This is a genomic window from Frigidibacter sp. ROC022, from assembly GCF_024723735.1.
Lineage (GTDB): Bacteria > Pseudomonadota > Alphaproteobacteria > Rhodobacterales > Rhodobacteraceae > SLM-1.
This window is the reverse complement of record NZ_JANQDU010000003.1, coordinates 816,662-837,464: the sequence shown is the minus strand read 5'-3', so window position 1 is coordinate 837,464 and position 20,803 is coordinate 816,662. Positions and strand designations below refer to the sequence as shown.

Below are 20,803 nucleotides of genomic sequence, written 5' to 3'. Positions count from 1 at the left end.
CTCCCTTATAGTCTCACAGCCGGTAGACCCGGGCTGCGGTATCGTTGAAAATTGCGGATTGCTTCTTTTTCGACAGGCCCTTGGCACCGTCCCTGAAGGCATTGAAAAGCTCGGTGTAGCTGGTCCAGAGCTTCTCGATCGGAAAGTTCGATCCATACATGCAGCGGTCGGCGCCGAAGATCTTTTCGGTGCTGGTGATCATCTCTTCGATGAAGGCCGGATCGTTGCGATGGATGAACGTGCCGAAGGCCGAAAGCTTGGTGACCACGTTCGGACAATCTGCCAGCCGCTTCATCCCGTCGAGCCAGGCCTTGTGCCCCGCCGCCGAGGTATCTTCCTTCATCCCGGCATGTTGCAGGATGAAAGTCACTTCGGGGCAGGCCCGGGCCAGTTCGGCGGCGCCCTCCATCTGCCCGGGAAAGACCTGCAGATCGAAGGTCCAGCCATAGTCGGCCAGCCGGGCGACGTTCTGCTGCACGGTGGCGTCGCGGCAGAGATCGGGATCGCTGGCGAAACGGTAGAGCGGGTTCTCGTGCCAGTGGAACTGGTGCCGGATTCCACGCATCAGCGGGTAGGGTTTCAGCTTGTCGAGTTGCTGGCGGACATCGCCCTGGGTCATGTCGGCATAGCCGACGATCCCGGCAATCATCCCATGCGCATCGGCCTCGGACTGGACCCAGGCGACTTCGTCGGCGAACCAGTTCGGCGCCCAGTTGGCCTGCACATAGACCGATTTGGTGATCCCGGTTCCGGCGGTGTCGGCCATGTATTCGGACAGCGTGTAGTCGCGCATGATCGCCCGATAGGGTCCGAAGATGCGCGGCTGCTCGGGGCCGAGAAGCCAGGGCAGGTCCTTTTGCAGCCAGATATGATGATGGGCGTCGATCATCCGTGCCTCCGTGAATCGTTCCGGGCCATGCCGAGGATGTGGTCGGCGATCGCCTCGGTGCTGGCGCCGTCGGCCAGCGCGGTGAGATGCGGCGCCACGCCGACGAGGGCCGCCGTGACCGGGCGGTAATCCGGGTCCGATGCCAGCGGGCTGAGCAGATCGACCCGCCAGGCGATCCGCGACAACCGGGCGACGGCATCCACCATCGTGTCGGGCGCCCCGCGTTCGAGCCCGTCAGAGAGGATCACCACCGCGGCGCCGCGGGCGAAACCGGCGTAGCGCGGCACCGACAGATAGGCATGCAGCGCCTCGCCGATCCGGGTGCCGCCGTCGATATCTGCAATTGCCATGCCGGCCCGTTCCAGTGCCTGCGCCCGGTCCGCCGGCCGCAGCGCCGCCGTGATCCGGGTCAGCCGGGTGCCCAGCGTGAAGACCTCGGCCCGGTCGGCGGCCTGGACCACGGCATGGGCCAGGCGCAACGAGGCTTCGCTGCGGTCCTTCATCGAGCCGGAGACATCGATCAGCAGCAGCAGACGGCGCTGGCGCGACTTGCGCCGGGTCCGCAGCAGCTCGATCACGTCGCCGTCGCGGCGCACCGCCTCGCGCAGGCTGCGCCGCAAGTCCATCCTGTCGCCGCGCCGCGCCGCCCGGCGCCGGAACGACAGCCGCCGCGGCAGCGCCGCGGGCGCTTCGCGCGCCAGCCGGGTCAGCGCCTCGGCCTCGCCTTCGGAACGCAAGGGACGCTGGCCGAGCCGCTCTGCCCCCGAGGGTTCGGCGCCGATCTCGCTTTCGTCCTCGTCCGCCTCGATCTCCTGATTGGTGCCGGTCGGCTCATGCGCGACGACCTCATCCTCGTCCTCGCCGCTGGCCGGGGCCTGCAACACCTGGTCCAGAAACACCGCCCGGAACAGGGCGTCGTATTCGGCCATCCGCTCCGGCGCGACCGCGAACAGCGCCAGCCCGGCCTGGTGGATATCGGTCATCCCGCGCGGCCCCAGCAGGCCAACGGCGGCGATGAAGTCGATCGTCTGGTCCGGTGAGACGGCAAAACCCGCACCGCGCAGCACCTGCGCAAAGCGCAGGAACGGGTCCAGAGGCCGGGGCGCCGTCATGCCGCCTCTCCCGGGAGGATCGCGCTCAACCTCTCCGAGATATAGGTCAGGTCGTCATGGTCCTTCAGCGCCACCCCGATCGAGCGGCGAAACGCCTCGGGCCAGCGGGTGCCCTGCGCGTTCAGGAGCGTCGCCGCCTCGGCCCATTCCACGGTCTCGGCCACGCCTGGCGGTTTCGCCAGAGGCTCGGCCCGCAGCATTCCCACCGAGGCCACCACCGCATCCGCCGTTGCCTGCGCCACGCTGGAAGCCCGCGCCATGACGATCCGGGCCTCGAGCGCCGCATCGGGATAGTCGATCCAGTGATAGACACAGCGCCGCCGCAGCGCCTCGTGCAGATCGCGGGTCCGGTTCGAGGTCAGCACCACCACCGGTGCCTGCGTGGCGCGGACGGTCCCGGTCTCGGGGATCGAGATCGAGAAATCCGACAGGAATTCCAGCAGAAACGCCTCGAACTCGTGGTCGGCACGGTCGATCTCGTCGATCAGCAGCAGGGTTCCGGTCGGATTGCGCAGCGCGGCCAGCAACGGGCGCTCCAGAAGGAAATCCTCGCCATAGAGATTGACGAATCCCTCCTCGGCCTGGCGGATCGCCAGCATCTGCCGCGGATAGTTCCATTCGTAGAGCGCACTGGCCGAGTCGATGCCTTCGAAGCATTGCAGCCGGATCACATTGCGCCCCAGGACCCCGCCCAGGGCCTTGGCCGCCTCGGTCTTGCCGACCCCCGGCGCACCTTCCAGAAGCAGCGGCTTGCCCAGGGCCAACGCCAGATAGGCCGCAGTCGCCAGCGCGTCATCGGCCAGGTATTGCGCCGCGACCAACGCCTCTTGCAGGTCGGTCGGGCTGGAAATCCCGGCAATGGTCGCGCGCACGGCCATCAGCGGCGGCCCTGCGGCCGGGCACCGCCATTGGCCCGCAATCCGCGCAGGATCTTCTCGGGCGTGATCGGCAGCGTGTCGCAGCGGACGCCGACCGCGTTGTAGACCGCATTGGCCACCGCCGGCAGCACCGGGTTTGCGCACATCTCGCCCGGCCCCTTGCCGCCGAAAGGCGCGTCTTCCGCCGGACGTTCCAGCACCGCGATATGGTGCGGCACGATCTGGCCCGGACCCGGCATCACATAGTGGTTGAAATCCACCGGCCCATGCGAGCGGTCGGGATAATAGGGTTCGGTCGTCTCGTAGAGCGCATGGCTGACCCCCATCCAGGCGCCGCCGATCAGCTGCTGTTCGACCAGGCGCGGGTTCAGCGCCCGCCCGACCTCATAGGCCGAGTTGATCTGGGTGACCTCGACCTCGCCGGTCTCGTCATCCACCTCCAGGTCGATGACCAGCGCCGCATGGGCGAAGCAGGAAACCGGGGTCATCTCGCCGGTGTCGGGATCGGTGCCGGAGAGCGGGATCAGGAAGATGCCCCGCCCGGCCAGGGTGCGGCCCTGCTTGAACTGGGCGGCCTGCGAGGTTTCCATCACCGTGATCGAGCGGCCCGGCGCCCCCTTCACATGGATGTTCCCGCGTCCGTCGGTATCGAGATCCGAGGCGTTCACCTCGAGCTCCTCGGCAGCGGCCTCGAGCAACTGCTTGCGGGCCTCGGCGGCGGCGCGGATCACCGCATTGCCGACCCGGTGCGTCCCGCGCGAGGCGAAGGAGCCCATGTCATGCGGCCCGGTATCGCTGTCGGCCGTGTCCACATAGACATCCTCGACCGGCACGCCGATGGTCTCGGCGGCGATCTGGCGGGTAACGGATTTCATCCCCTGCCCCAGGTCGATCGCCGAAAGCGCCACCATGAACTTGCCGTCCGGGGTCGAATGGACCAGCGCCTGCGCCGGGTCGCCGCCCAGGTTCATGCCGATGGGATAGTTGATCGCCGCGAAGCCGCGGCCCTTGTGAATGGCCATGATCAGCGCCTCCTCGTGCCGGACAGGAAGGGCGACGCGCCGGGGCGCCGGGTCCCGCGCGAGAACGGCTTGTCCGGGGCATAGGGCCGCTCGGCCGGGGTCGCCGGAGGTGCCGCCGCGGGCGCGGGCGCCGGTGCGGGGGCCGGTGCGGGCTGATACTGCGGCGGGGAAACCGATGGCCGCGCCACCGCAGGCGGTGCCGGCGGTGGAGGCGCGGCGGGCGGCGGTGCCGCAGCGGGCGGCGCAGGCTGTGCCGCAGGCGGAGCGACGGCCCGCGAGGGCGCGACGGGCATGGAGGGCCGCGGCGCGGTGCCGGGCGGAACCGGGGCTGCGGGCGGCTCGGCCGAGCCCATCCGATGCCCGATCCGTTCGGCCTCGATCTGCATGTCCGGGTTCTGCACCGGCACCGCATTGATCGCCTCGCCATGGGTACCGGCCGGAATCCGTCCGGTGCCGTTCTTCGACGGAGAGGTCGAGGCGACCCTTCCGGCCCGGCGCTCGCCGATCCGGCCCTCGCTGTCGGTCACCGTCTCGGGGATTTCCACCCGTTCCGGCGTGCCGCCCCCGACCCGCGAGGACTGCGCAGCCGCCTCGGCCGAGAGCGGCCAGCCGGCCTTGCCCGCGACCACCTGGCAGCATTCGATCAGAGCGGTGTTCTTGGCCTTGCGGCGATGCGCCTTTATGTCGCCGTCACGATAGGCATTGAGGATCCGCAGCTCGATCGGGTCGATCCCGACCGTCTCGGCCACCCGGTCCATATGGCATTCGATGGCGAAATCGACCGCCGTGATGCCGAAGCCGCGCATCGCTGTGGCGGGGGTGCGGTTGGTCACGCACATGAAGACGTTTGCCGCGACATTCGGAATGAAATAGGGCCCCGGCAGGTGACCGGCCCCCTTGATGATCGCGTAGGGCGACAGGCGTGCATAGGCGCCGCTGTCGAAGAAGCCGGTGAACTCGCGCGCCACGATCCGCCCGTCGCGCATCACCCCGTCCTTCACCCGCCAGCGTTCGGCCCCGCGCGGCGCACCGACCTGCATCTCTTCTTCCCGGTCCCAGGCAAAGCGCACCGGGCGACCGGTCAGCATCGCGCCCAGCACCGCCGTCGGCTCGACAACGCTGTCGACCTTGCCGCCAAAGCCGCCGCCCGCCGTGCCGCCGACGAAATGCAGCCGCGACGAGGGAATGTTCAGCAGCTTGGCCGTGGTGCCCAGCGAGAAGAACAGCGCCTGGGTGTTGGTATAGCAGATGTAGCGGTCGTTCTGTTCGGGCGCGGCGATGGCGCCGCAGGTCTCGATCGGGGCCTGCTCGATCGGCGACATCTGGTACTCGGCCTCGACGATGTGATCGGCACGGGCAAAGGCCGCGTTCACGTCGCCGAAGCGGAGCTTCTGGTGATCGTAGAGTTCGTGATAGTCGAAAGTGTTGTTCGGATAGACCTCGTTGACCACCGGAGCGTCGGGTTTCAGCGCCTCTTCGGGGTCGAGCACATGCGGCAGGACTTCGTAGTCCACCCGCACCTGCGCCACCGCGTCGCGGGCCTGCCGTTCGGTATCGGCAATGACCCAGGCCACCGTCTCGCCCTTGTAGCGGACCTTGTCATGGGCGCAGAGCGGTTCGTCGTCGCGGCCGAAGTTGATCAGGCTGAGCAGCGTGTTCAGGTTGTTCGGCACGTCCCGCGCGGTGACCACCCGGCGCACGCCCGGCATCCGCTCGGCCTGGCTGGTGTCGAGCGACCGGATTCTGGCGTGGTGATGCGGCGAGCGTGCCGCCCGCATGTGCAGCAGCCCGTCGAACAGGTGATCGTCGTAATAGGTCGTCCGGCCGGTGACATGGCCAAGGATGTCCTGTCGGATCGTCGGCTGGCCGATCTCCTTCAGCGTGTCGTCGCGCTCGTCGGCGAACAGGTCCTTGCGGAATTCGACCGTGGTCATCGCATCATCCTCCGGTTGCCCTGCATCTCCTGCGCGGCGGCCAGGATCGCATCGACGATCGGCTCATAGCCGGTGCAGCGGCACAGATTGCCCGAGATCGCCTCGATCACCTCTTCCCGGCTGGGGTTCGGCACCCGGTCGAGCAAGGCCCTCGCCGCCATCAGCATGCCGGCGGTGCAGAACCCGCACTGGGCCGCGAACCCTTCCATGAAGGCCTTCTGCAGCGGATGCAGGTCGGGGCCGTCGGCCAGACCGCCCGAGGTCTCGACCCGCCGGCCCTCGACCGTTTCGGCCAGGGTCAGGCAGGCCAGATGCGGCACCCCGTCGATCAGCACCGTGCAGGCCCCGCAAGAGCCCTGGGCGCAGCCCTGCTTCGGCGACAGGTCCCCGACCCCGCGGCGCAGCACGTCGATCAGGTTGGCGCCGGGATCGACAAAGACCGCCGCTTCGGCATCGTTCAGAGTGAAGGTCAAAGCAGTGCGGGCCATCAACGGACTCCCTGTCGCAGTAGCAGGCGTTTCAGATGGACGGCGGCCACCTCGCGCCGATACCAGGCGCTGGCCAGGGCGTCGTCCTGCGGATCGAGACCATCGGTCGCCACCGCCAGAACCGGCGCGATGCCGGCCTCGTCCAGGCTGGCGCCGTTCAGCGCCCGTTCGGCGGCCTTTGCGCGCAGCGGCGTCGGCCCCATGTTGCCCCAGGCGATGCGCGGGTCCGAGGGGCGCCCGCCACCGCGCAGCCAGACCGCCAGGCAGAGCGTCGAAGCCCCCTTGGGCTTGACCCGGCTGACCTTGGCAAAACGGAACTCGCCCGAAGACACCCGCGGCACCACCACCGCCTCCACCAGCCCGCGCGGACGGCTGCGGCCGGAAAGAAAGCTCTCGATCGGCTCGGGGCCGCTGCCGATCCGCAGAACCTGCGCATCCAGAGCCAGCAGCGCCGTGGTCAGGTCGCCATAGGGATTCTGCGCAAAGAGATTGCCGCCGACGGTCGCCATGTTGCGGATCGCCGGGCCGCCGATCCGCCGCGCGACCTGGTGCAGGAACTCGACCTCGTGCGAGGCAAGGATGTCGGCCATCGTCGCGCCGGCGCCGATCCGGATGCCGCCGCTTTCCGACCGGATGTCCCGATCGACCTCGCGGCAGCGCACCACCCGGTCAAAGCTCTGGTCGCCATAGTTGACGCCCTGCATGACCAGCGTGCCGCCACCGAGATACCGCGCCCGGTCGCCCACCGCGCCGGCCGCCTCGGCCATGTTTGCATAGGTTTCCACGGTCAGCATGAATTATTCTCCCAACCCCAGTTCCGCCCGGATCGCGGCAAAACCGGCTTCGTAGATGTTCTCGGTCACCGTCGCCTCGAGCTCGTCCTCGCGACCCTTCGGCGTGTCGAAGCGGCAGTCCCATTGCCAGAAGGTCCAGTCGCCATCGGTGACCGGGATCAGCCGGACATGGGCGACGTAGTTCAGCAGCGGGATCGGCGTATCGAGCAGGCAGTAGCTGAATGCCGTCTCGGCATCCGAGAGGGTCAGCAGCTGCTCGCGCAGTTCCTCGCCGGTCTCCAGCCTGAACCGCCGGACCGAACCGATCCGGTCCGAACCCCGGCCCCGTTCGATCTGGCTGGTCGCGACGGCGGGATGCCAGCGGTCATGGCCGTTGAAATCCCGCAACAGGGTCCAGACCGACTCGATCGGCGCCTCCAGGATCGTGCTGCGGGAAATCTTCACCATGGCTCAGCCGCCGAAATGCCGCTTGAGCGCGTCGAACCCGCCCTGAAACACATTGGTGCCGATGCCGTTGACCAGATCCTCCTCGTTCGCCGGGTCGCAGGCGAATTCGGCCGACCACTCGGCAAAGCAGCGCCCACCATCGGTGACCGGGGTCAGGCGCAGCGTGGCCATGTAGTCCCACAGCGGCATCGGCCCTTCCAGCATGGTGTAGCTGGTAAAGAGATCATAGTCCGACATTCCCACCAGCTGCTCGCGGATGTTGTCGCCGTTCTGCAGGTGGAAGTTGCGGATGCAGCCGATCTTGTCGCCGGGCAGCGCATCCTCGATCCGGCTGTCGCGGATCCGGGGATGCCATTTCGGCAGGGCGTTGAAATCGCGGATTCTCTCCCAGACCGCAGAGGCCTCGGCATTGATCACGGACGAGACGAAGACTCGCGCCATCTACTTCTTCTCCTTCGGGGTATCATCGGCGGGCTTCGGCTTGGACTTGGCCGCTTCCGACGCCGCCCGGGTCATGTCCGAGGCGTTGCGGAAGATGTCCGACTTGGCGATGTTCGAGCCGTCGATGCCGATATCGGCCAGCAGGCTGTCGACCATCGGCGCCTGGACGCGGTAGCGCAGGGCAGAGTTCATCACCTCGTCGGTCGGGCTTCCGCCACCGGAGCCGCTGCTGCCCCCGGCGCCCGAGCCATTGCCACCCCAGTCGAGCCCCTGGGCGCCGGAGCCTCCCAGCTGCATGATCCGGATGTCGTTGATCTTCTCGAGCGGCTTGACGCTGGCCGAGACGATACCCTCGACATGTTCCAGCATCTTGCGCTTGAACAGGCTGGTGCGGGCCTCGTCGGTGAGGACGTTCTCGGCCTCGTTGATGAGGCGATAGGCCTCGGCCTCGACGGCGGCGCGGATCTTCTCGGCTTCGGCGGCGATGCGCTTGCGCTCGGCCTCCAGTTCCGCCCCGGTCACGCCGACCTTCTTCAGGCGGGCAGCGGCCTCGATCTCGCCGACGGTCTTGACCCGTTCGGCGGCCTCGACGGCGCGGGCACGGGCGTTCTCGGCCTCGACGGCGGCGTTACTCTCATCCAGCGACTTCTGGTAGAGCGCGATGGCCTTCTCCATCGTCGCCTCCTCGACCGCCTTCTCGCGGGCGATCTCGAGCTTGCGGCGTTCGGTCTGATGGCCGATGCGGGCATCGTCCAGTCCGCGTTCCGAGGCAATCCGGGCGCGTTCGACCTCTTCCTGGCTGGCGATCTCGGCCTCGCGCAGCACCTGCACGCGGGCGATTTCCAGCTGCTCGAGCACCTTGCGGCGTTCCAGCTTCTTCGCGTCGATCTCCTGTTCGGCGAGGATCTTCTCGGCGTCGACGGTCTTCTGCTTGGCGACCTTGGCCGCCTCGATGGCTTCGTCGGCGGCCACCTGGGCGGCATCCAGCGCCTTGTTTCGCTGGATCTCCAAGGTCCGGATCTTCTCGTCGCGGGCGATCTTCTCGACCGTGGTCTCGGCCTCTTTCTCGATCCGCTGGCTTTCGACCAGACGGCGAGAGCTGATCTCGGCGGCCTCGATGGCCTCCTGCTTCTCGATCTCGCGGCTGCGCAGTTCGGCGTCGCGGGCAATCTCGGCGGCGCGGCTGCGGGTCTCTTCGCTGATCCGCGCGGCGTTCACCTGCTCCTGGGCAGCGAAACCGGCGATCTCGACGGCCCGGTTGCGGGCAATCTCGCGTTCGCGCATGTCCTGCTCATAGGCAATGCGCTCGGCGGCGAGTTTCTTCTCCTTGGCGATGCGCTTGGCCTCGACGGCCTCCTGCGTGGCGGTCTCGGCCTCGGCAATGGCCTTTTCGCGGGCCAGGTCGCGTTCCTTGGTGCGCTCCTCGTTCTCGATCCGCTCGACGGCGGTGCGCGCCTCGGTGGCGATCCGGGCCTTCTCGACCGCTTCGCGGCTGGCGATCTCGTGTTCCTCGACCGCCCGGTTGCGGGCGATTTCCAGAGCGCGCAGGCGCTCTTCCTGTGCGATCCGCTCGGCCGCCGTCGCCTCGTTGGCGGCGATCTCGGCGGTGTCCAGGGTGCGGCGACGCTCGATCTCCAGTGCCCGGGTCGCCTGTTCGGCCGAGATGCGCTCGGCAGAGAGGATCTTCTCGCGCGCGATCTTGGCGGCTTCGGTGGCCTGCTGCGAGGCAATCTCGGCCTCTTCGATGGCCTTGCGGCGGGCGATTTCCAGCGTCCGGGTCGCCTGGTCCGAGGTAATCCGCTCTTCGCTGACGGTCTTCTCCTGCGCGATACGCAGCTTTTCCGAGGCTTCGCGGGCCGCGATCTCGGCCTCTTCGATGGCAAGGTTGCGGGCGATCTCGCGCTCGCGGGTGGTCCGCTCCAGTTCGATCCGGGCCTGCGTCACCGCGTCTTCCTGCGCGATCCGGGCCTTCTCGGTCCGCTCGCGGGCCGCGATCTCGATGGCCTCGACGCTGTGCTGGCGCTCGATCTCGCTGGCCTGGGTTTCCTGATCCTTGGCGATCCGCGCCTGGGTCAGCACCCGTTCCTGGGCGATCCGGGCCTTCTCGATCATTTCCTTGGCGGCGATATCGGCCGCCTCGGTGTCGCGGGTCGTCTGGATCCGGGTCTCGGTCAGCACCCGTTCCTGGGTGATCCGGGCCTTCTCGATGGTCTCGCGGGTCGCGATCTCGGCCTCGTCGATGATCCGGCTGCGTTCGATCTCCTGCTGCCGGATGCGCTGTTCCGAGGAAATCCGCACCTCGGCGATCTGCTCCTCGTTCTTGATCCGGGCCGTCTCGATGGCTTCACGGCTCAACAGGGTCGCCTGTTCGGCGTCCTTCTCGCGTTCGGCGCGTTCGCGGGCCAGTTCGGCACGTTGCTGGGCGCGGCGGAACTCGATCTCGCGTTCCTGTTCCAGACGCGCGTGCTCGCTCTCGCGCTCGATATCCAGGCTCTGCTTCTCGGCTTCCAAGTTGCGGGCCCGGATCTGCAGCATCGTCTCCTGCTCGATGTCGTTGCGCAGCTTGCGCCGGCTCTCGATGGCCTCGATGACGCTGGTCAGGCCCTCGGCATCGAACCGGTTCGACGGGTTGAAATAGGCGATGTCGGTCTGGTCGATATCCAGGATCGCAACGCTTTCCAGTTCCAGACCGTTCTTGTCCAGGCCCTCCTGCGCCGTCTCGATCACCCGCTTGACATAGTCACCGCGTTTGACGTGCAGCTCTTCCATGGTCATCTCGGCGGCGACCGAGCGCAGCGCCGAAACGAACTTGCCCGACAGAAGCTGATGGATGCGTTCAGGTTCCAACGTCCGCCGACCCAGGGTCGAGGCGGCCAGGGTCACACCCTCCCGCGTCTGCGACACGCGGACATAAAAGGAAGCCTCGACGTCGATCCGCATCCGGTCCTTGGTGATCAGCGCGTCTTCCTTCTCGCGGACCACGCTGAGGTCCATCGAGTTCATGTTGACCGGGGTGATGTCGTGGATGATCGGCCAGACGAAGGCGCCGCCGTCGATCACGACCTTCTCGCCCAGGAAACCGGTACGCACGAATGCGATTTCCTTGGTCGATCGTTGATAGAGCCAGTTCATCACCCAGTAGAGGATGAAGATGACGATGACGGCCAAGATCAGCCAAAGGATCAGCTGTCCGATGAATTCCCCGGTCATGAATTGCCCTCCCGCTCGGTCGAACTGGCGGCCTTTCGGCCGATCTGTTTGAATTTTCTGGTCTGTTCCGTCAGCGCCATCTCGGTCGGCAGCCGCTCCATCGAGGAAGCGCCGTAGAAGCCGTGGCAGTGACGTGTGTTCTTCAGGACGTAATCTGCGTCCTCGGGGCTCGAGACCGGGCCGCCATGGACCAGCACGATCGCATCCGGGTTGACCTCCAGCGCCGCCTTGGCCCAGGCGTCGGTCAGGCCCGGGGCCTGATCCAGCGAGATCCCGGTCTGGGCGCCGATCGAGCCACCCGTGGTCAGGCCGAGATGGCAGACGATGATGTCTGCCCCGGCCCCGGCCATGGCACGGGCATCATCCTCGGAAAAGACATAGGGCGTCGTCAGCAGCCCCTTCGCGCTCGCCTGCCGGATCATGTCGACCTCCAGGGCATAGGACATGCCGGTCTCTTCCAGATTGGCCCGGAAGGTGCCGTCGATCAGACCCACGGTGGGAAAGTTCTGGACGCCCGAAAATCCGGCTTCGGCGACCTGATCGAGGAAGCGGTCCATCAGCCGGAACGGGTCCGAGGCGCAGACCCCGGCCAGCACCGGCGTGTTCTTGACCACCGGCAGAACCTCTCCGGCCATCTCCATCACCACCGCATTGGCATCGCCATAGGGCATCAGCCCGGCCAGGCTGCCACGCCCGGCCATCCGGTAGCGACCCGAGTTGTAGATGACGATCAGGTCGATCCCGCCCGCCTCCTCGCATTTCGCCGACAGGCCGGTGCCGGCGCCGCCGCCGACGATCGGCTCTCCGGCGTCGCGCATGGCGCGGAACTTCTGCATCAATGTGTCGCGAGACAGGCTGCTGCGGATCATCAGGCTCTCCGTGTCGGAATTTGCGTGCGCGCGTGCAGCGCGCGGAAGGTCTGCACGACCAGCGCCGAGAAGGCCGGGTCGTTGATGTTGTGCGGAACCCGGATCAGCTGCCGGGCAGAGGTCTGGCGGACGGTGTCCTCGAGCGTCGAGAACAGCGCCTTGTCGGCGGCGGGATCCCAGAAGGGCTGACCGGGCGCGTCGAGCGCCGAGACCCCGCCCTCGGGCAGGAAGAACCGCACGATGCCGTTCATCCGGTTCAGCTTCTCGCCGATGAACCGGCCCATCTCGATATTCTCTTCCACCGTGGTCCGCATCAGGGTGATCTGCGGATTGTGCTGGTAGAACAGCCGCCCGCGATAGCGTTCGGGCACCGTTTCGGGGGCGTTGAAATTCACCATGTCCAGCGCCCCGCAGGCCCCGATATAGGCGCCGCCATGCTCGATCATCGCGTCGAAACGGCTGGCGTCGGCGGCAAAAACCCCGCCCGCCACCATGTCGCAGACTTCCGTCGTGGTCAGGTCGAGCACCGCCGCCAGCTTGCGCGAGCTCAGCAATTGCTCCATCGCCCGGCCGCCGGTGCCGGTGGCGTGGAACACCAGGCAGTCATACTCGTCCTCGAGTTCCCCGACCACCGCCTGCACGCAGGGCGTGGTGACGCCGAACATGGTCAGCCCGATCGCCGGACGGTCCAGCGCCGGCGGCATCGCCACCCGGGCCCGGACCATCCCCGCCATCGCATGGGCGGCATTGCCCAGAACATCGCGGGTAATCGCGTTGATGCCCTGCACATCGGCCACCGAATGCATCATCGTGATATCGGCCGCCCCGACATATTGCCCGACATTGCCCGAGGCGACGGTCGAGACGATCAGCTTCGGCACCCCCACCGGCGGCACCCGGAAGCCCGGAGCGACCAGCGCGGTGCCGCCCGATCCGCCCGCCGCCAGAAGTCCGGCGATATCCGTGCGGCTCCGCACCCAACGTTCGAAAGCCTCGGTCATCCCGGCCACGGCGCTGCCGCGGTCGCCGGTAAAGACCCCCGAGGCACCGCGCGGGTGGAACCCGGCAATCGCCGTCGGCGGCACATCGGCGCCCGAAGGCTTGCCACTGGTCGAGAGATCGGCCAGCGCCACCCGGATGCCCTGCGCCTTCAGGATGTCCCGCATGAAGCGCAGTTCTTCGCCCTTGGTGTCGAGCGTGCCGCAGACATAGACCAGCCCGGCGCGCCCGGTCTCGACCCGCGGCATGGCGGTGACCGAGGATGTCGGCTCGGGCGTCACGGTCCGTGCCGCCTGCTCGATCACCCGCACCGGAACCGGCGGGGTCCAGCGGGTCGGCACCTTCGGGTTCGACAGGTAGATCCGGATCGGGGCGTTCTCACCCTGCGGTTCCGGCCCGACCGTGGTTGCCGGAGCGCCCTCGGGCGTTTCGTCATGTGCATGGCGACCGACGCCCAGCAGGGCCTGTTGCAGATCGCGATCCGCCGCCAGCACGCCGGCGTCCATGATCCGATCGACCCGGCCATTGACCATGATCGCCACCTCGGCAGCCACCGAACAGGCCACGCCGATGTTCTGCTCGATGACCAGAACGTCGATGTCCCCCTCCTGGCCGAGGCGGATCAGCATGTCGGCGACCTGCTGGACGATCACCGGGGCCAGGCCCTCGGTCGGTTCATCCATCACCAGCAGGCGCGGGTTCAGCAACAGCGCCCGGCCGATCGCCAACATCTGCTGCTCGCCGCCCGACAGCTGCGCGCCGCCGTTGGATTTCCGTTCGGCCAGACGCGGGAAGACGCTATAGATACGCTCCGGCGTCCAGGCACCGCCCTTCTGCGCCACCAGCTTCAGATGTTCGTCCACCGTCAGCGATTTCCACAGACGCCGGCCCTGCGGCACGTAGCCGATACCCATCCTGGCAATCTCGGACGGCGTCAGCCCGGCGAGGTTCTGGCCGCCGAAAGAGACCGTGCCCGAACGCACCGGCACCAGACCCATGATCGCGTTGCACAGGGTGGTCTTGCCCATGCCGTTGCGCCCGACGACCGAGAGCACGCCATGGCCAAGGGTCAGCGAAACGCCCTGCAGCGCGTGGGAATGGCCGTAGTAGACATTCAGGTCGCGCACTTCCAGCGCCGGGGCGCCGCCCCTGCCCTGTGCGCCGCCGCGCGAGGTCTGACCGAGGTTACGCATGTCCGCCCCCCAGATACAGCGCCTGCACTTCCGGATCGTCCTCGATCTCGGCCGGCTTGCCTTCCTTGAAGATGCGGCCGTTGTGCATCATCGTGACCCGGTCGGCGACCCGCAGGGCCACGTCCATGTCATGCTCGATGATGATGTAGCCGACATGGCTCGGCAGCCCGGTCAGCAGACTGACCAGATCGCCCCGCTCGGTCGGGGACAGGCCCGCGGCGGGTTCGTCGAACAGGATGAAGCGCGGTGCGCCGGACAGGGCCATGGCAATCTCGAGCTGCCGCTGCTGGCCGTAGCTGAGGTCCGAGACCTTCACATCCTGCACCTCGTCCAGATGCACCATGCGCACCAGCTCCTCGGCGGTCTGCATCAGCGCGTCCGAGCGGCTGGCACGGCGGAACGAGAACCGTCCCCGCGACACGCCGCGGCAGGCGAGATAGACGTTGTCCAGCACGCTGAGGCCCGAGAACAGCAGCGAAATCTGATAGGTGCGGCGAAGACCCCGGCGGATGCGCTCATGCGCCGGAAAGGTGGTCACGTCTTCGCCGAAGAACCGGATCGAGCCGGTGGTCGGCAGGAAATCCCCGGTGATGCAGTTGAACAGCGTGGTCTTGCCGGCGCCGTTCGATCCCAGCACCGCCAGCCGCTCGCCCGGGGCGACGCGCATCTCGATGTCGCCCAGGGCTTCGAGCGCGCCGAACTTCTTCGACAGCCCGCGCAGTTCCAGCGCATTGCCATCCGCCTTGCGGTCGATCCGGAGCCGGGTCGTGCTCATGGCATCCGCCCCCGATCCTTCCCGGTCAGCGGGTCCTTGTTCAGGTTCTCGCGGAACCGCCGCCACAGGCCCAGCAAGCCGTCGGTCGAGAAGAACACGATCAGCAGGAAACCAAGCCCGATGAGCAGCTGGAACCGCTCGCCCGACAGGCCCAGCGACACCAGGACATCCGTCGCGAAGGTCTTGAGCAACACATAGATGATCGCGCCGATGAAGGCCCCGATCGGGTGCCCCAGCCCGCCGACCACGGCAATCACCAGGATATCGATCGCGGGCTGGATGCCCACCGTGCCGGGGGAAATCTGCGACGACTGCCAGGTCAGCAGGATGCCCCCGACCGCCGCGATCAGCCCGGCGAAGGCATAGGCCGCGACGCGGTGCGCGGTGACGTTGTAGCCGAGCGCCGCCATCCGCCGCGGATTGTCGCGCACCCCCTGCAGAGCCAGGCCGAAGGGGGCCCGCGACAGGTAGAGAACCGAGAAATACCCAGCCGCCGCCCAGAACAGCGCCAGATAGTAGAAGGCCACCGGCCCGCGCCAATCGACCCCGAACAGATGCGGCGGCAGGACCGAGTTGAAACCCTGAAACCCGTTGAAGATTTCGTAGTTCTGCCGGGTGAAGTAGAAGAACGCCGCCGCGATGGCGAGAGTGATGACGATGGTATAGATGCCCTCGGTCCGCACCGCGAGCCAGCCCACGGCGGTCGCGAACAGCACCGTCAGCAACAGCGCCAGCGGGATCACCGCCCACCAGGGCCAGCCCTGCGAAATCGTGTCGACGGCACTGTCGCCGAGGATCGCCAGAAGATAGCCGGCGAAGCCCGCAAAGGTCATCTGTGCCAGGCTGACCATGCCGCCGTAACCGCCCAGAAAGGTCAGGCTCAGCGCGATCAGGCCCAGGATCAGGCTCCAGCCCATGATCTGGAACATGATGAAGGGCGAGACGAAGGCCGGCAGGATCAGCAGCAGCACCCCCACCACCCAATAGGTCGGCGGAATCCGTTCCAGCCAGCTGCGGCGCGCGGTCTCGTCGGTCGATGTGCGGTCCAGCGTCACCATGTCATGCCTTCCCCATCAGGCCCTGTGGCCGGAACGCCAGGACGAGCACCATGATCAGGAAGGTCAGCACGACGGCATAGGTCGGGAAATAGACCGAGCCGAACTGCTCGGCCAAACCGATCAGCAGCGCCCCGAGCGCCGCACCGGGGATCGAGCCCATGCCGCCGACGATCACCACCACGAGGCTGGCCAGAAGGAAGCGGGTATCCTCTCCCGGCGCGATCGACTGGAAGGTTCCGCCGACGACTCCGGCGATGCCCGCCAACCCGGCCCCGAAGGCGAAGACACCGACGAAGATCACCTGAATCCGCGTCCCGGTCGCCGACAGCATGTCGCGGTCATCGACACCGGCGCGGATCATCATTCCGATCCTTGTCCGGTTCAGCGCCAGCCACATCGCCACCCCCAGCACCACCGCCGCGGCGAAGATCACCAGCCGCACCATCGGGTATTTCAGGAAGATCAGCGTCCCGTCGCGCTTCACCCCGGTGACGAGGAAGGTCTTCAGCGGCCCCGACAGCCATTCCGGCGGGTTGATGTTGTAGAAGTCGCCGCCGAAGGCCCAGAGCATCAGATCCGCGAAGACGATCGACAGGCCGATCGTGACCAGGGTCTGGCGCAGGTCCTGCCCCTCCATCCGGCGGAACACCAGGAACTGCAGCACGATCCCGCAGAAGCCGACGACGATGAAGGTGACCGGAAAGGCCAGCAGCCACGAGCCGGTCAGGCTGGCCGTGTAGAAGCCGACATAGCCGCCGAAGAGATAGAGCGTGCCATGCGCCAGGTTGACGTTGCGCATCAGCCCGAAGATCAGGGTAAAGCCGCTGGCCACCAGGAAATAGAGCCCGCCCAGCGTGATCCCGTTGAACAGCGCGTTGAGGAAGATCTTCTTCGAGCCGATCGCGTCGGACAGCCCCTTGGGCCAGATCGCGAAGATCAGCCACAGAAGCACCGCCGCGATCAACGCCAGGATCGCGGTCCAGATCGGGTGGCGCCGGGCAAACCGCCTCATCGCGCCGCCTTCCAAGTCAGGTCGCTTGCAAACCCGATCGCTGTCACTCAGTCCTCCCCCTGGCGAACACGCCATCTACGAGGACATGCTAGGCCGGTCAGGCCCTGGTCGGCATACCCGGGAGTATGTTCCGTTCCCCCATCATCGGAAAAGCGCGATCCGTGACATGTGCAACGCGCCGATACTCGCTCGGCGCGATGCCGACATTGGACGAGAAGAAACGCGTGAAGCTGGCCTGCGAGGAAAACCCGAGATCGAAGGCGATGTCGGTGACGGTCTTCGGCGTCCGCAGAAGATCGTCCAGCGCATGTTCCGAACGCAGGGTGTTCATGTAGACATTCGGCGTGACGCCCATGTACTGCTTGAAGAGCTTGAAGAAATGCGGCCGCGACAAGCCGACGCTTCGGGCCAGCGACTCCATCTCGATGTCCTGCGCGAAACTCTCCTGGAACAGCCGCAGCGCCCGGCGCACGCGAAAGTCGCTGAACCGGCGATAGGCCTGGGCCCGGCCCGCCAGGGGCGCACCGATCCAGGACATGTCGAAACATTCGCGGGTCAGGCTGTAGAGCGCCGCGTTGAAGCGCGCCTGATGTTCGTTCTCGAGCAGCAGCGCGGTCAGCCGGTGGACGCCGTCGCGGATCTCGGTCGTGATCGGCAGCGCGCTCTTGCCGAACTTCAGCGCGAACTCGGCCGAGGACGAGTTTTCCAGAAACCACATCGGCTTGATGTAGAGCACCAGGCAAAAGGTGGTTTCACCTTCGGGAACATGAAAGCTGTGCGGCTCCCAGGGGCTGACCGCCACGCCGGTGCCGGACACGATGCGATGTCGCTTCCCGACCACCTCGACTTCGGCGGGTGCGCCCTCGACGTAGAATACCAGATGCCCCTCGCGGTGCGCGTGGGTGATGATGGTCTTGTCAAGCTGATAAAGTGCCGCACGTCCGAAGGCGCCGTGGCACACAGCTATTGCATGACTCATGCCGCGATCCTCCTCCCGAAGACGCTGTGCATTGCGCGAAACGCGCCCAAACTCCCCCAATGGGCTGCGTCGGCGTTGCATCCGGCCATGTTAATGGCGCTGTGGCAAGCCTTGCGGGGAAGAATCATACGGCAAGGTATGAATCGCCCATTCGCGTTTGCAGCATCCCCCGCGCGACTCATGGGGCGGTATAGGCGGTCTTGATCGTGGTGAAGAACTCCACCGCCTGGCGGCCCTGCTCACGCGGGCCAAAGCTCGACCCCTTGCTGCCCCCGAAGGGCACATGATAATCCACCCCGGCGGTCGGCAGGTTGACCATGACCATGCCCGCCTGCGCCTTGCGCTTGAAATCGCTGGCGTATTTCAGGCTCTGCGTGCAGATCCCCGCAGTCAGACCAAACTCGGTATCATTGGCCACCGCCAGCGCCTCGTCGTAGTCGCGGACCCGGATCACCGAGGCGACAGGGCCGAAGACCTCTTCGCGGTTGATCCGCATCTGCGGCGTGGTTTCGGTGATCAGCGCCGGGGACAGGTAGTGGCCGGGTCTGCTGCAACGCAGCAATTCGCCGCCGGCCCGCAAAGTGCCCCCCTGGGCGCGGGCGATGGCGATGTAGTCCACGTCCTGTTGCAGCTGAATCGAATCAACCACCGGCCCGATCTCGGTCGCCGGGTCCAGGGCGTCACCGACCCGCAGCGCCGCCACCCGCTCGGCCAGCGCCGAAACGAACCGGTCGTGGATCGCCTCGGTCACGATCAGCCGCGACGAGGCGGTGCAGCGCTGCCCGGTAGAGAAGAAGGCGCCGTCCAGCGCGATCCCGACCGCGCGGTCGAGGTCGGCGTCGTCAAGCACCACCAGGGGGTTCTTGCCGCCCATCTCCAACTGCACCCGGCGACCATGCGGCAGGCTGGCCGCCGCGACCCGATGCCCGGTCTGCTGGCTGCCGGTGAAGCTGACCGCGGCGACGCGCGGATCGTCCAGGATTTCCTGCCCGACCACCGAGCCCGGCCCGGTCACAAGGTTCAGCACCCCGTCCGGCAGTCCGGCCCGGTGCAGGATGTCGCAGAGCTCCCAGGCGCTGCCCGGCACCAGTTCGGCCGGCTTGAAGACCACCGTGTTTCCATGCGCCAGCGCCGGGGCGATCTTCCAGGCCGGAATGGCGATCGGGTAGTTCCAGGGCGTGATGATCCCGACCACCCCGACCGGCGCCCGCGTCACCTCGACCAGCACCCCGGGGCGGACCGACGGGATCGCCTCGCCATATTGGCGCAGCGCCTCTCCGGCCTGAAACAGCAGGATGTTCCCGGCCCGCCGCACCTCGGCCATGGCTTCCGGGAGGATCTTGCCTTCTTCCCGGGCCAGCAACCGACCGAGTTCCTCCTCCCGGGCCAGAACCTCGGCCCCGGCGCGGTGCAATATGTCATGCCGCTCCTGCGGGCCGCTCATCGCCCAGCCCGGGGCCGCCTCGGCGGCGGCGGCAATCGCCTGCTGCGCCTCGGCCCGGCCGGCCTGGGCATGGCTGTCGATCACATCCTCGGTGTCCGAGGGATTCACGTTCGGCACGACATGCGAGGTGGTGACCCGGTCACCTCCGATCAGCAGGGGCTTCATGGCAGTTCCTTCAGTAAACGGCTTCCAGCACCGCCCGGCCCAGACCATCGGGCAGGATGTGACGGCGTTCGGCCTCGGCGGCAGCGCCTTCCAGATGCGCGTGGCTCAGCCCCAGGTCGGACAGACGCGCGGCCCCGTTCGCGCCCTGCCGCTTGCGCAGCAGAGACCGCAGGTCCGGGGCGCTCAGCCGGGTTGTGCCCATCAGCCGCCCCAGCACATCGGCCTTGGAACGGTCGGGGTTCATCGCCTCGATCACTGCCGGCAGGATCAGCCGTGCGGCGGCGACGGTATCGACCCCGGTCAGCACATCCTTCAGCGCGGCGGTCAGCACCTGTGTCGGACCGACGCCCTTGTCCTGGCTGAAGGCCGAATTCAGCGCCGCCGCCATCAGATCGCGATGCAGGGCGATGTCCATTCTCGTCGCATCGATCCCCGGCAGGATGCCGATGCAGCGGCGGAACGCGTCCAGTGCCATGCCGTCGGCGGGCGGGTTGTAGGTTTCGGCGAGGAAGGCCTCGGTGCTGCGGACCAGCGACATCACCGCCGATTGCCGCCCGGCCTCGGCCCCCTCGGCCAGGGTCAGGGTCGGATCGCAGATCAATACCGTCGGCAGGCTGGTGCGCCAGGTTTCCAGATTGCTGCGGCAGGGGTCCGGCAAGCCGTCGATCCCCGGCACCGCATAGAAGGGCAGCCGATAGCCCGCCACCTCGGACAGCGCGCGGCGGACCTTGCGGCCCAGTTCGATGGCCCGCGCCGAACCGAAGGAGATCACCACGTCGGTGCCCTGCCCTTCGACCATCGCGACCACCTGTTTGGCGGATTCGGAGAGATCGGCATCGGGCGCCACCCCCCAGGACACCGCCTTCATCCCTTTCGGGAACCCGGACCTGACCCGTTCGCAGGTCTCCGAGGTTTCCAGCGGCGCTTCGCCCAGCAGCAGCGGGGCCTTCAGGCCCGCACCCTCCAGTTCGGAATGCAGCGCATCTTCGAGAACGTCATCGGCGAAATGCACGCGCGTTGGATAGGTGATGAGCGTCATGACCGTCACCGCTGCGATGTCCGAGGATCGGGGGCGGTCCAGCCGCCCCCGACGA

18 protein-coding genes are annotated in these 20,803 nt (G+C 67.2%); all 18 read right to left on the bottom strand.

Annotation, left to right across the window (positions count from 1 at the left end; genetic code table 11):
• Positions 1-13: 13 nt before the first annotated feature.
• Positions 14-889, bottom strand: coding sequence for an amidohydrolase family protein (locus NUW50_RS15765; RefSeq protein WP_258290092.1), 876 nt, complete (start codon positions 887-889; stop codon positions 14-16).
• On the bottom strand, positions 886-2,001 hold the full coding sequence (locus NUW50_RS15760; RefSeq protein ID WP_258290091.1) for a vWA domain-containing protein: 1,116 nt from the start codon (positions 1,999-2,001) through the stop codon (positions 886-888). The genes NUW50_RS15765 and NUW50_RS15760 overlap by 4 nt, the downstream gene beginning before the upstream one ends.
• The gene (locus NUW50_RS15755) at positions 1,998-2,879 is read right to left on the bottom strand and encodes an AAA family ATPase (protein WP_258290090.1); all 882 of its coding nucleotides are present in this window, start codon (positions 2,877-2,879) and stop codon (positions 1,998-2,000) included. The genes NUW50_RS15760 and NUW50_RS15755 overlap by 4 nt, the downstream gene beginning before the upstream one ends.
• Entirely contained in the window at positions 2,879-3,901 is a 1,023-nt protein-coding gene (locus NUW50_RS15750; protein ID WP_258290089.1) for a xanthine dehydrogenase family protein molybdopterin-binding subunit, read from the bottom strand. Before NUW50_RS15750 ends, NUW50_RS15755 begins: the two co-directional genes overlap by 1 nt.
• 2 nt (positions 3,902-3,903) lie before the next feature.
• Positions 3,904-5,835, bottom strand: a complete 1,932-nt coding sequence (locus tag NUW50_RS15745) for a xanthine dehydrogenase family protein molybdopterin-binding subunit (protein ID WP_258290088.1) — start codon at positions 5,833-5,835, stop codon at positions 3,904-3,906.
• Positions 5,832-6,323: a (2Fe-2S)-binding protein gene (locus tag NUW50_RS15740; RefSeq protein ID WP_258290087.1), complete on the bottom strand. Its 492-nt coding sequence runs from the start codon at positions 6,321-6,323 to the stop codon at positions 5,832-5,834. Before NUW50_RS15740 ends, NUW50_RS15745 begins: the two co-directional genes overlap by 4 nt.
• The gene (locus NUW50_RS15735) at positions 6,323-7,117 is read right to left on the bottom strand and encodes an FAD binding domain-containing protein (protein WP_258290086.1); all 795 of its coding nucleotides are present in this window, start codon (positions 7,115-7,117) and stop codon (positions 6,323-6,325) included. The genes NUW50_RS15740 and NUW50_RS15735 overlap by 1 nt, the downstream gene beginning before the upstream one ends.
• A gap of 3 nt (positions 7,118-7,120) precedes the next feature.
• Positions 7,121-7,564, bottom strand: coding sequence for an SRPBCC family protein (locus NUW50_RS15730; RefSeq protein WP_258290085.1), 444 nt, complete (start codon positions 7,562-7,564; stop codon positions 7,121-7,123).
• A gap of 3 nt (positions 7,565-7,567) precedes the next feature.
• On the bottom strand, positions 7,568-8,005 hold the full coding sequence (locus tag NUW50_RS15725; protein WP_258290084.1) for an SRPBCC family protein: 438 nt from the start codon (positions 8,003-8,005) through the stop codon (positions 7,568-7,570).
• Entirely contained in the window at positions 8,006-11,215 is a 3,210-nt protein-coding gene (locus NUW50_RS15720) for a flotillin family protein (RefSeq protein ID WP_258290083.1), read from the bottom strand.
• Positions 11,212-12,084: a phosphoenolpyruvate hydrolase family protein gene (locus NUW50_RS15715; protein ID WP_258290082.1), complete on the bottom strand. Its 873-nt coding sequence runs from the start codon at positions 12,082-12,084 to the stop codon at positions 11,212-11,214. Before NUW50_RS15715 ends, NUW50_RS15720 begins: the two co-directional genes overlap by 4 nt.
• Positions 12,084-14,276, bottom strand: a complete 2,193-nt coding sequence (locus NUW50_RS15710) for an ABC transporter permease (RefSeq protein WP_258290081.1) — start codon at positions 14,274-14,276, stop codon at positions 12,084-12,086. The genes NUW50_RS15715 and NUW50_RS15710 overlap by 1 nt, the downstream gene beginning before the upstream one ends.
• Entirely contained in the window at positions 14,269-15,051 is a 783-nt protein-coding gene (locus tag NUW50_RS15705) for an ABC transporter ATP-binding protein (protein WP_258290080.1), read from the bottom strand. The genes NUW50_RS15710 and NUW50_RS15705 overlap by 8 nt, the downstream gene beginning before the upstream one ends.
• Complete coding sequence (locus NUW50_RS15700) at positions 15,048-16,109, bottom strand: branched-chain amino acid ABC transporter permease (protein ID WP_258290079.1); 1,062 nt, start codon at positions 16,107-16,109, stop codon at positions 15,048-15,050. The genes NUW50_RS15705 and NUW50_RS15700 overlap by 4 nt, the downstream gene beginning before the upstream one ends.
• Position 16,110: 1 nt before the next feature.
• Positions 16,111-17,121, bottom strand: coding sequence for a branched-chain amino acid ABC transporter permease (locus NUW50_RS15695; protein WP_258290078.1), 1,011 nt, complete (start codon positions 17,119-17,121; stop codon positions 16,111-16,113).
• A gap of 97 nt (positions 17,122-17,218) precedes the next feature.
• Entirely contained in the window at positions 17,219-18,100 is an 882-nt protein-coding gene (locus tag NUW50_RS15690; RefSeq protein WP_258290077.1) for an AraC family transcriptional regulator, read from the bottom strand.
• Between the two features lie 178 nt (positions 18,101-18,278).
• On the bottom strand, positions 18,279-19,709 hold the full coding sequence (locus tag NUW50_RS15685) for an aldehyde dehydrogenase family protein (RefSeq protein ID WP_258290076.1): 1,431 nt from the start codon (positions 19,707-19,709) through the stop codon (positions 18,279-18,281).
• Between the two features lie 10 nt (positions 19,710-19,719).
• Positions 19,720-20,748, bottom strand: a complete 1,029-nt coding sequence (locus NUW50_RS15680) for an iron-containing alcohol dehydrogenase (protein WP_258290075.1) — start codon at positions 20,746-20,748, stop codon at positions 19,720-19,722.
• Positions 20,749-20,803: the final 55 nt, after the last annotated feature.

Excerpts from the sequence above, each read along its gene's own strand:
- NUW50_RS15730 (WP_258290085.1), bottom strand. The coding sequence starts at position 7,564 with ATGGTGAAGATTTCCCGCAGCACGATCCTGGAGGCGCCGATCGAGTCG.
- NUW50_RS15715 (WP_258290082.1), bottom strand. The coding sequence starts at position 12,084 with ATGATCCGCAGCAGCCTGTCTCGCGACACATTGATGCAGAAGTTCCGC.
- NUW50_RS15750 (WP_258290089.1), bottom strand. The coding sequence starts at position 3,901 with ATGGCCATTCACAAGGGCCGCGGCTTCGCGGCGATCAACTATCCCATC.
- NUW50_RS15690 (WP_258290077.1), bottom strand. The coding sequence starts at position 18,100 with ATGAGTCATGCAATAGCTGTGTGCCACGGCGCCTTCGGACGTGCGGCA.
- NUW50_RS15725 (WP_258290084.1), bottom strand. The coding sequence starts at position 8,005 with ATGGCGCGAGTCTTCGTCTCGTCCGTGATCAATGCCGAGGCCTCTGCG.
- NUW50_RS15755 (WP_258290090.1), bottom strand. The coding sequence starts at position 2,879 with ATGGCCGTGCGCGCGACCATTGCCGGGATTTCCAGCCCGACCGACCTG.
- NUW50_RS15705 (WP_258290080.1), bottom strand. The coding sequence starts at position 15,051 with ATGAGCACGACCCGGCTCCGGATCGACCGCAAGGCGGATGGCAATGCG.
- NUW50_RS15745 (WP_258290088.1), bottom strand. The coding sequence starts at position 5,835 with ATGACCACGGTCGAATTCCGCAAGGACCTGTTCGCCGACGAGCGCGAC.
- NUW50_RS15695 (WP_258290078.1), bottom strand. The coding sequence starts at position 17,121 with ATGAGGCGGTTTGCCCGGCGCCACCCGATCTGGACCGCGATCCTGGCG.
- NUW50_RS15685 (WP_258290076.1), bottom strand. The coding sequence starts at position 19,709 with ATGAAGCCCCTGCTGATCGGAGGTGACCGGGTCACCACCTCGCATGTC.
- NUW50_RS15700 (WP_258290079.1), bottom strand. The coding sequence starts at position 16,109 with ATGGTGACGCTGGACCGCACATCGACCGACGAGACCGCGCGCCGCAGC.
- NUW50_RS15680 (WP_258290075.1), bottom strand. The coding sequence starts at position 20,748 with ATGACGCTCATCACCTATCCAACGCGCGTGCATTTCGCCGATGACGTT.
- NUW50_RS15760 (WP_258290091.1), bottom strand. The coding sequence starts at position 2,001 with ATGACGGCGCCCCGGCCTCTGGACCCGTTCCTGCGCTTTGCGCAGGTG.
- NUW50_RS15740 (WP_258290087.1), bottom strand. The coding sequence starts at position 6,323 with ATGGCCCGCACTGCTTTGACCTTCACTCTGAACGATGCCGAAGCGGCG.
- NUW50_RS15710 (WP_258290081.1), bottom strand. The coding sequence starts at position 14,276 with ATGCGTAACCTCGGTCAGACCTCGCGCGGCGGCGCACAGGGCAGGGGC.
- NUW50_RS15765 (WP_258290092.1), bottom strand. The coding sequence starts at position 889 with ATGATCGACGCCCATCATCATATCTGGCTGCAAAAGGACCTGCCCTGG.
- NUW50_RS15735 (WP_258290086.1), bottom strand. The coding sequence starts at position 7,117 with ATGCTGACCGTGGAAACCTATGCAAACATGGCCGAGGCGGCCGGCGCG.
- NUW50_RS15720 (WP_258290083.1), bottom strand. The coding sequence starts at position 11,215 with ATGACCGGGGAATTCATCGGACAGCTGATCCTTTGGCTGATCTTGGCC.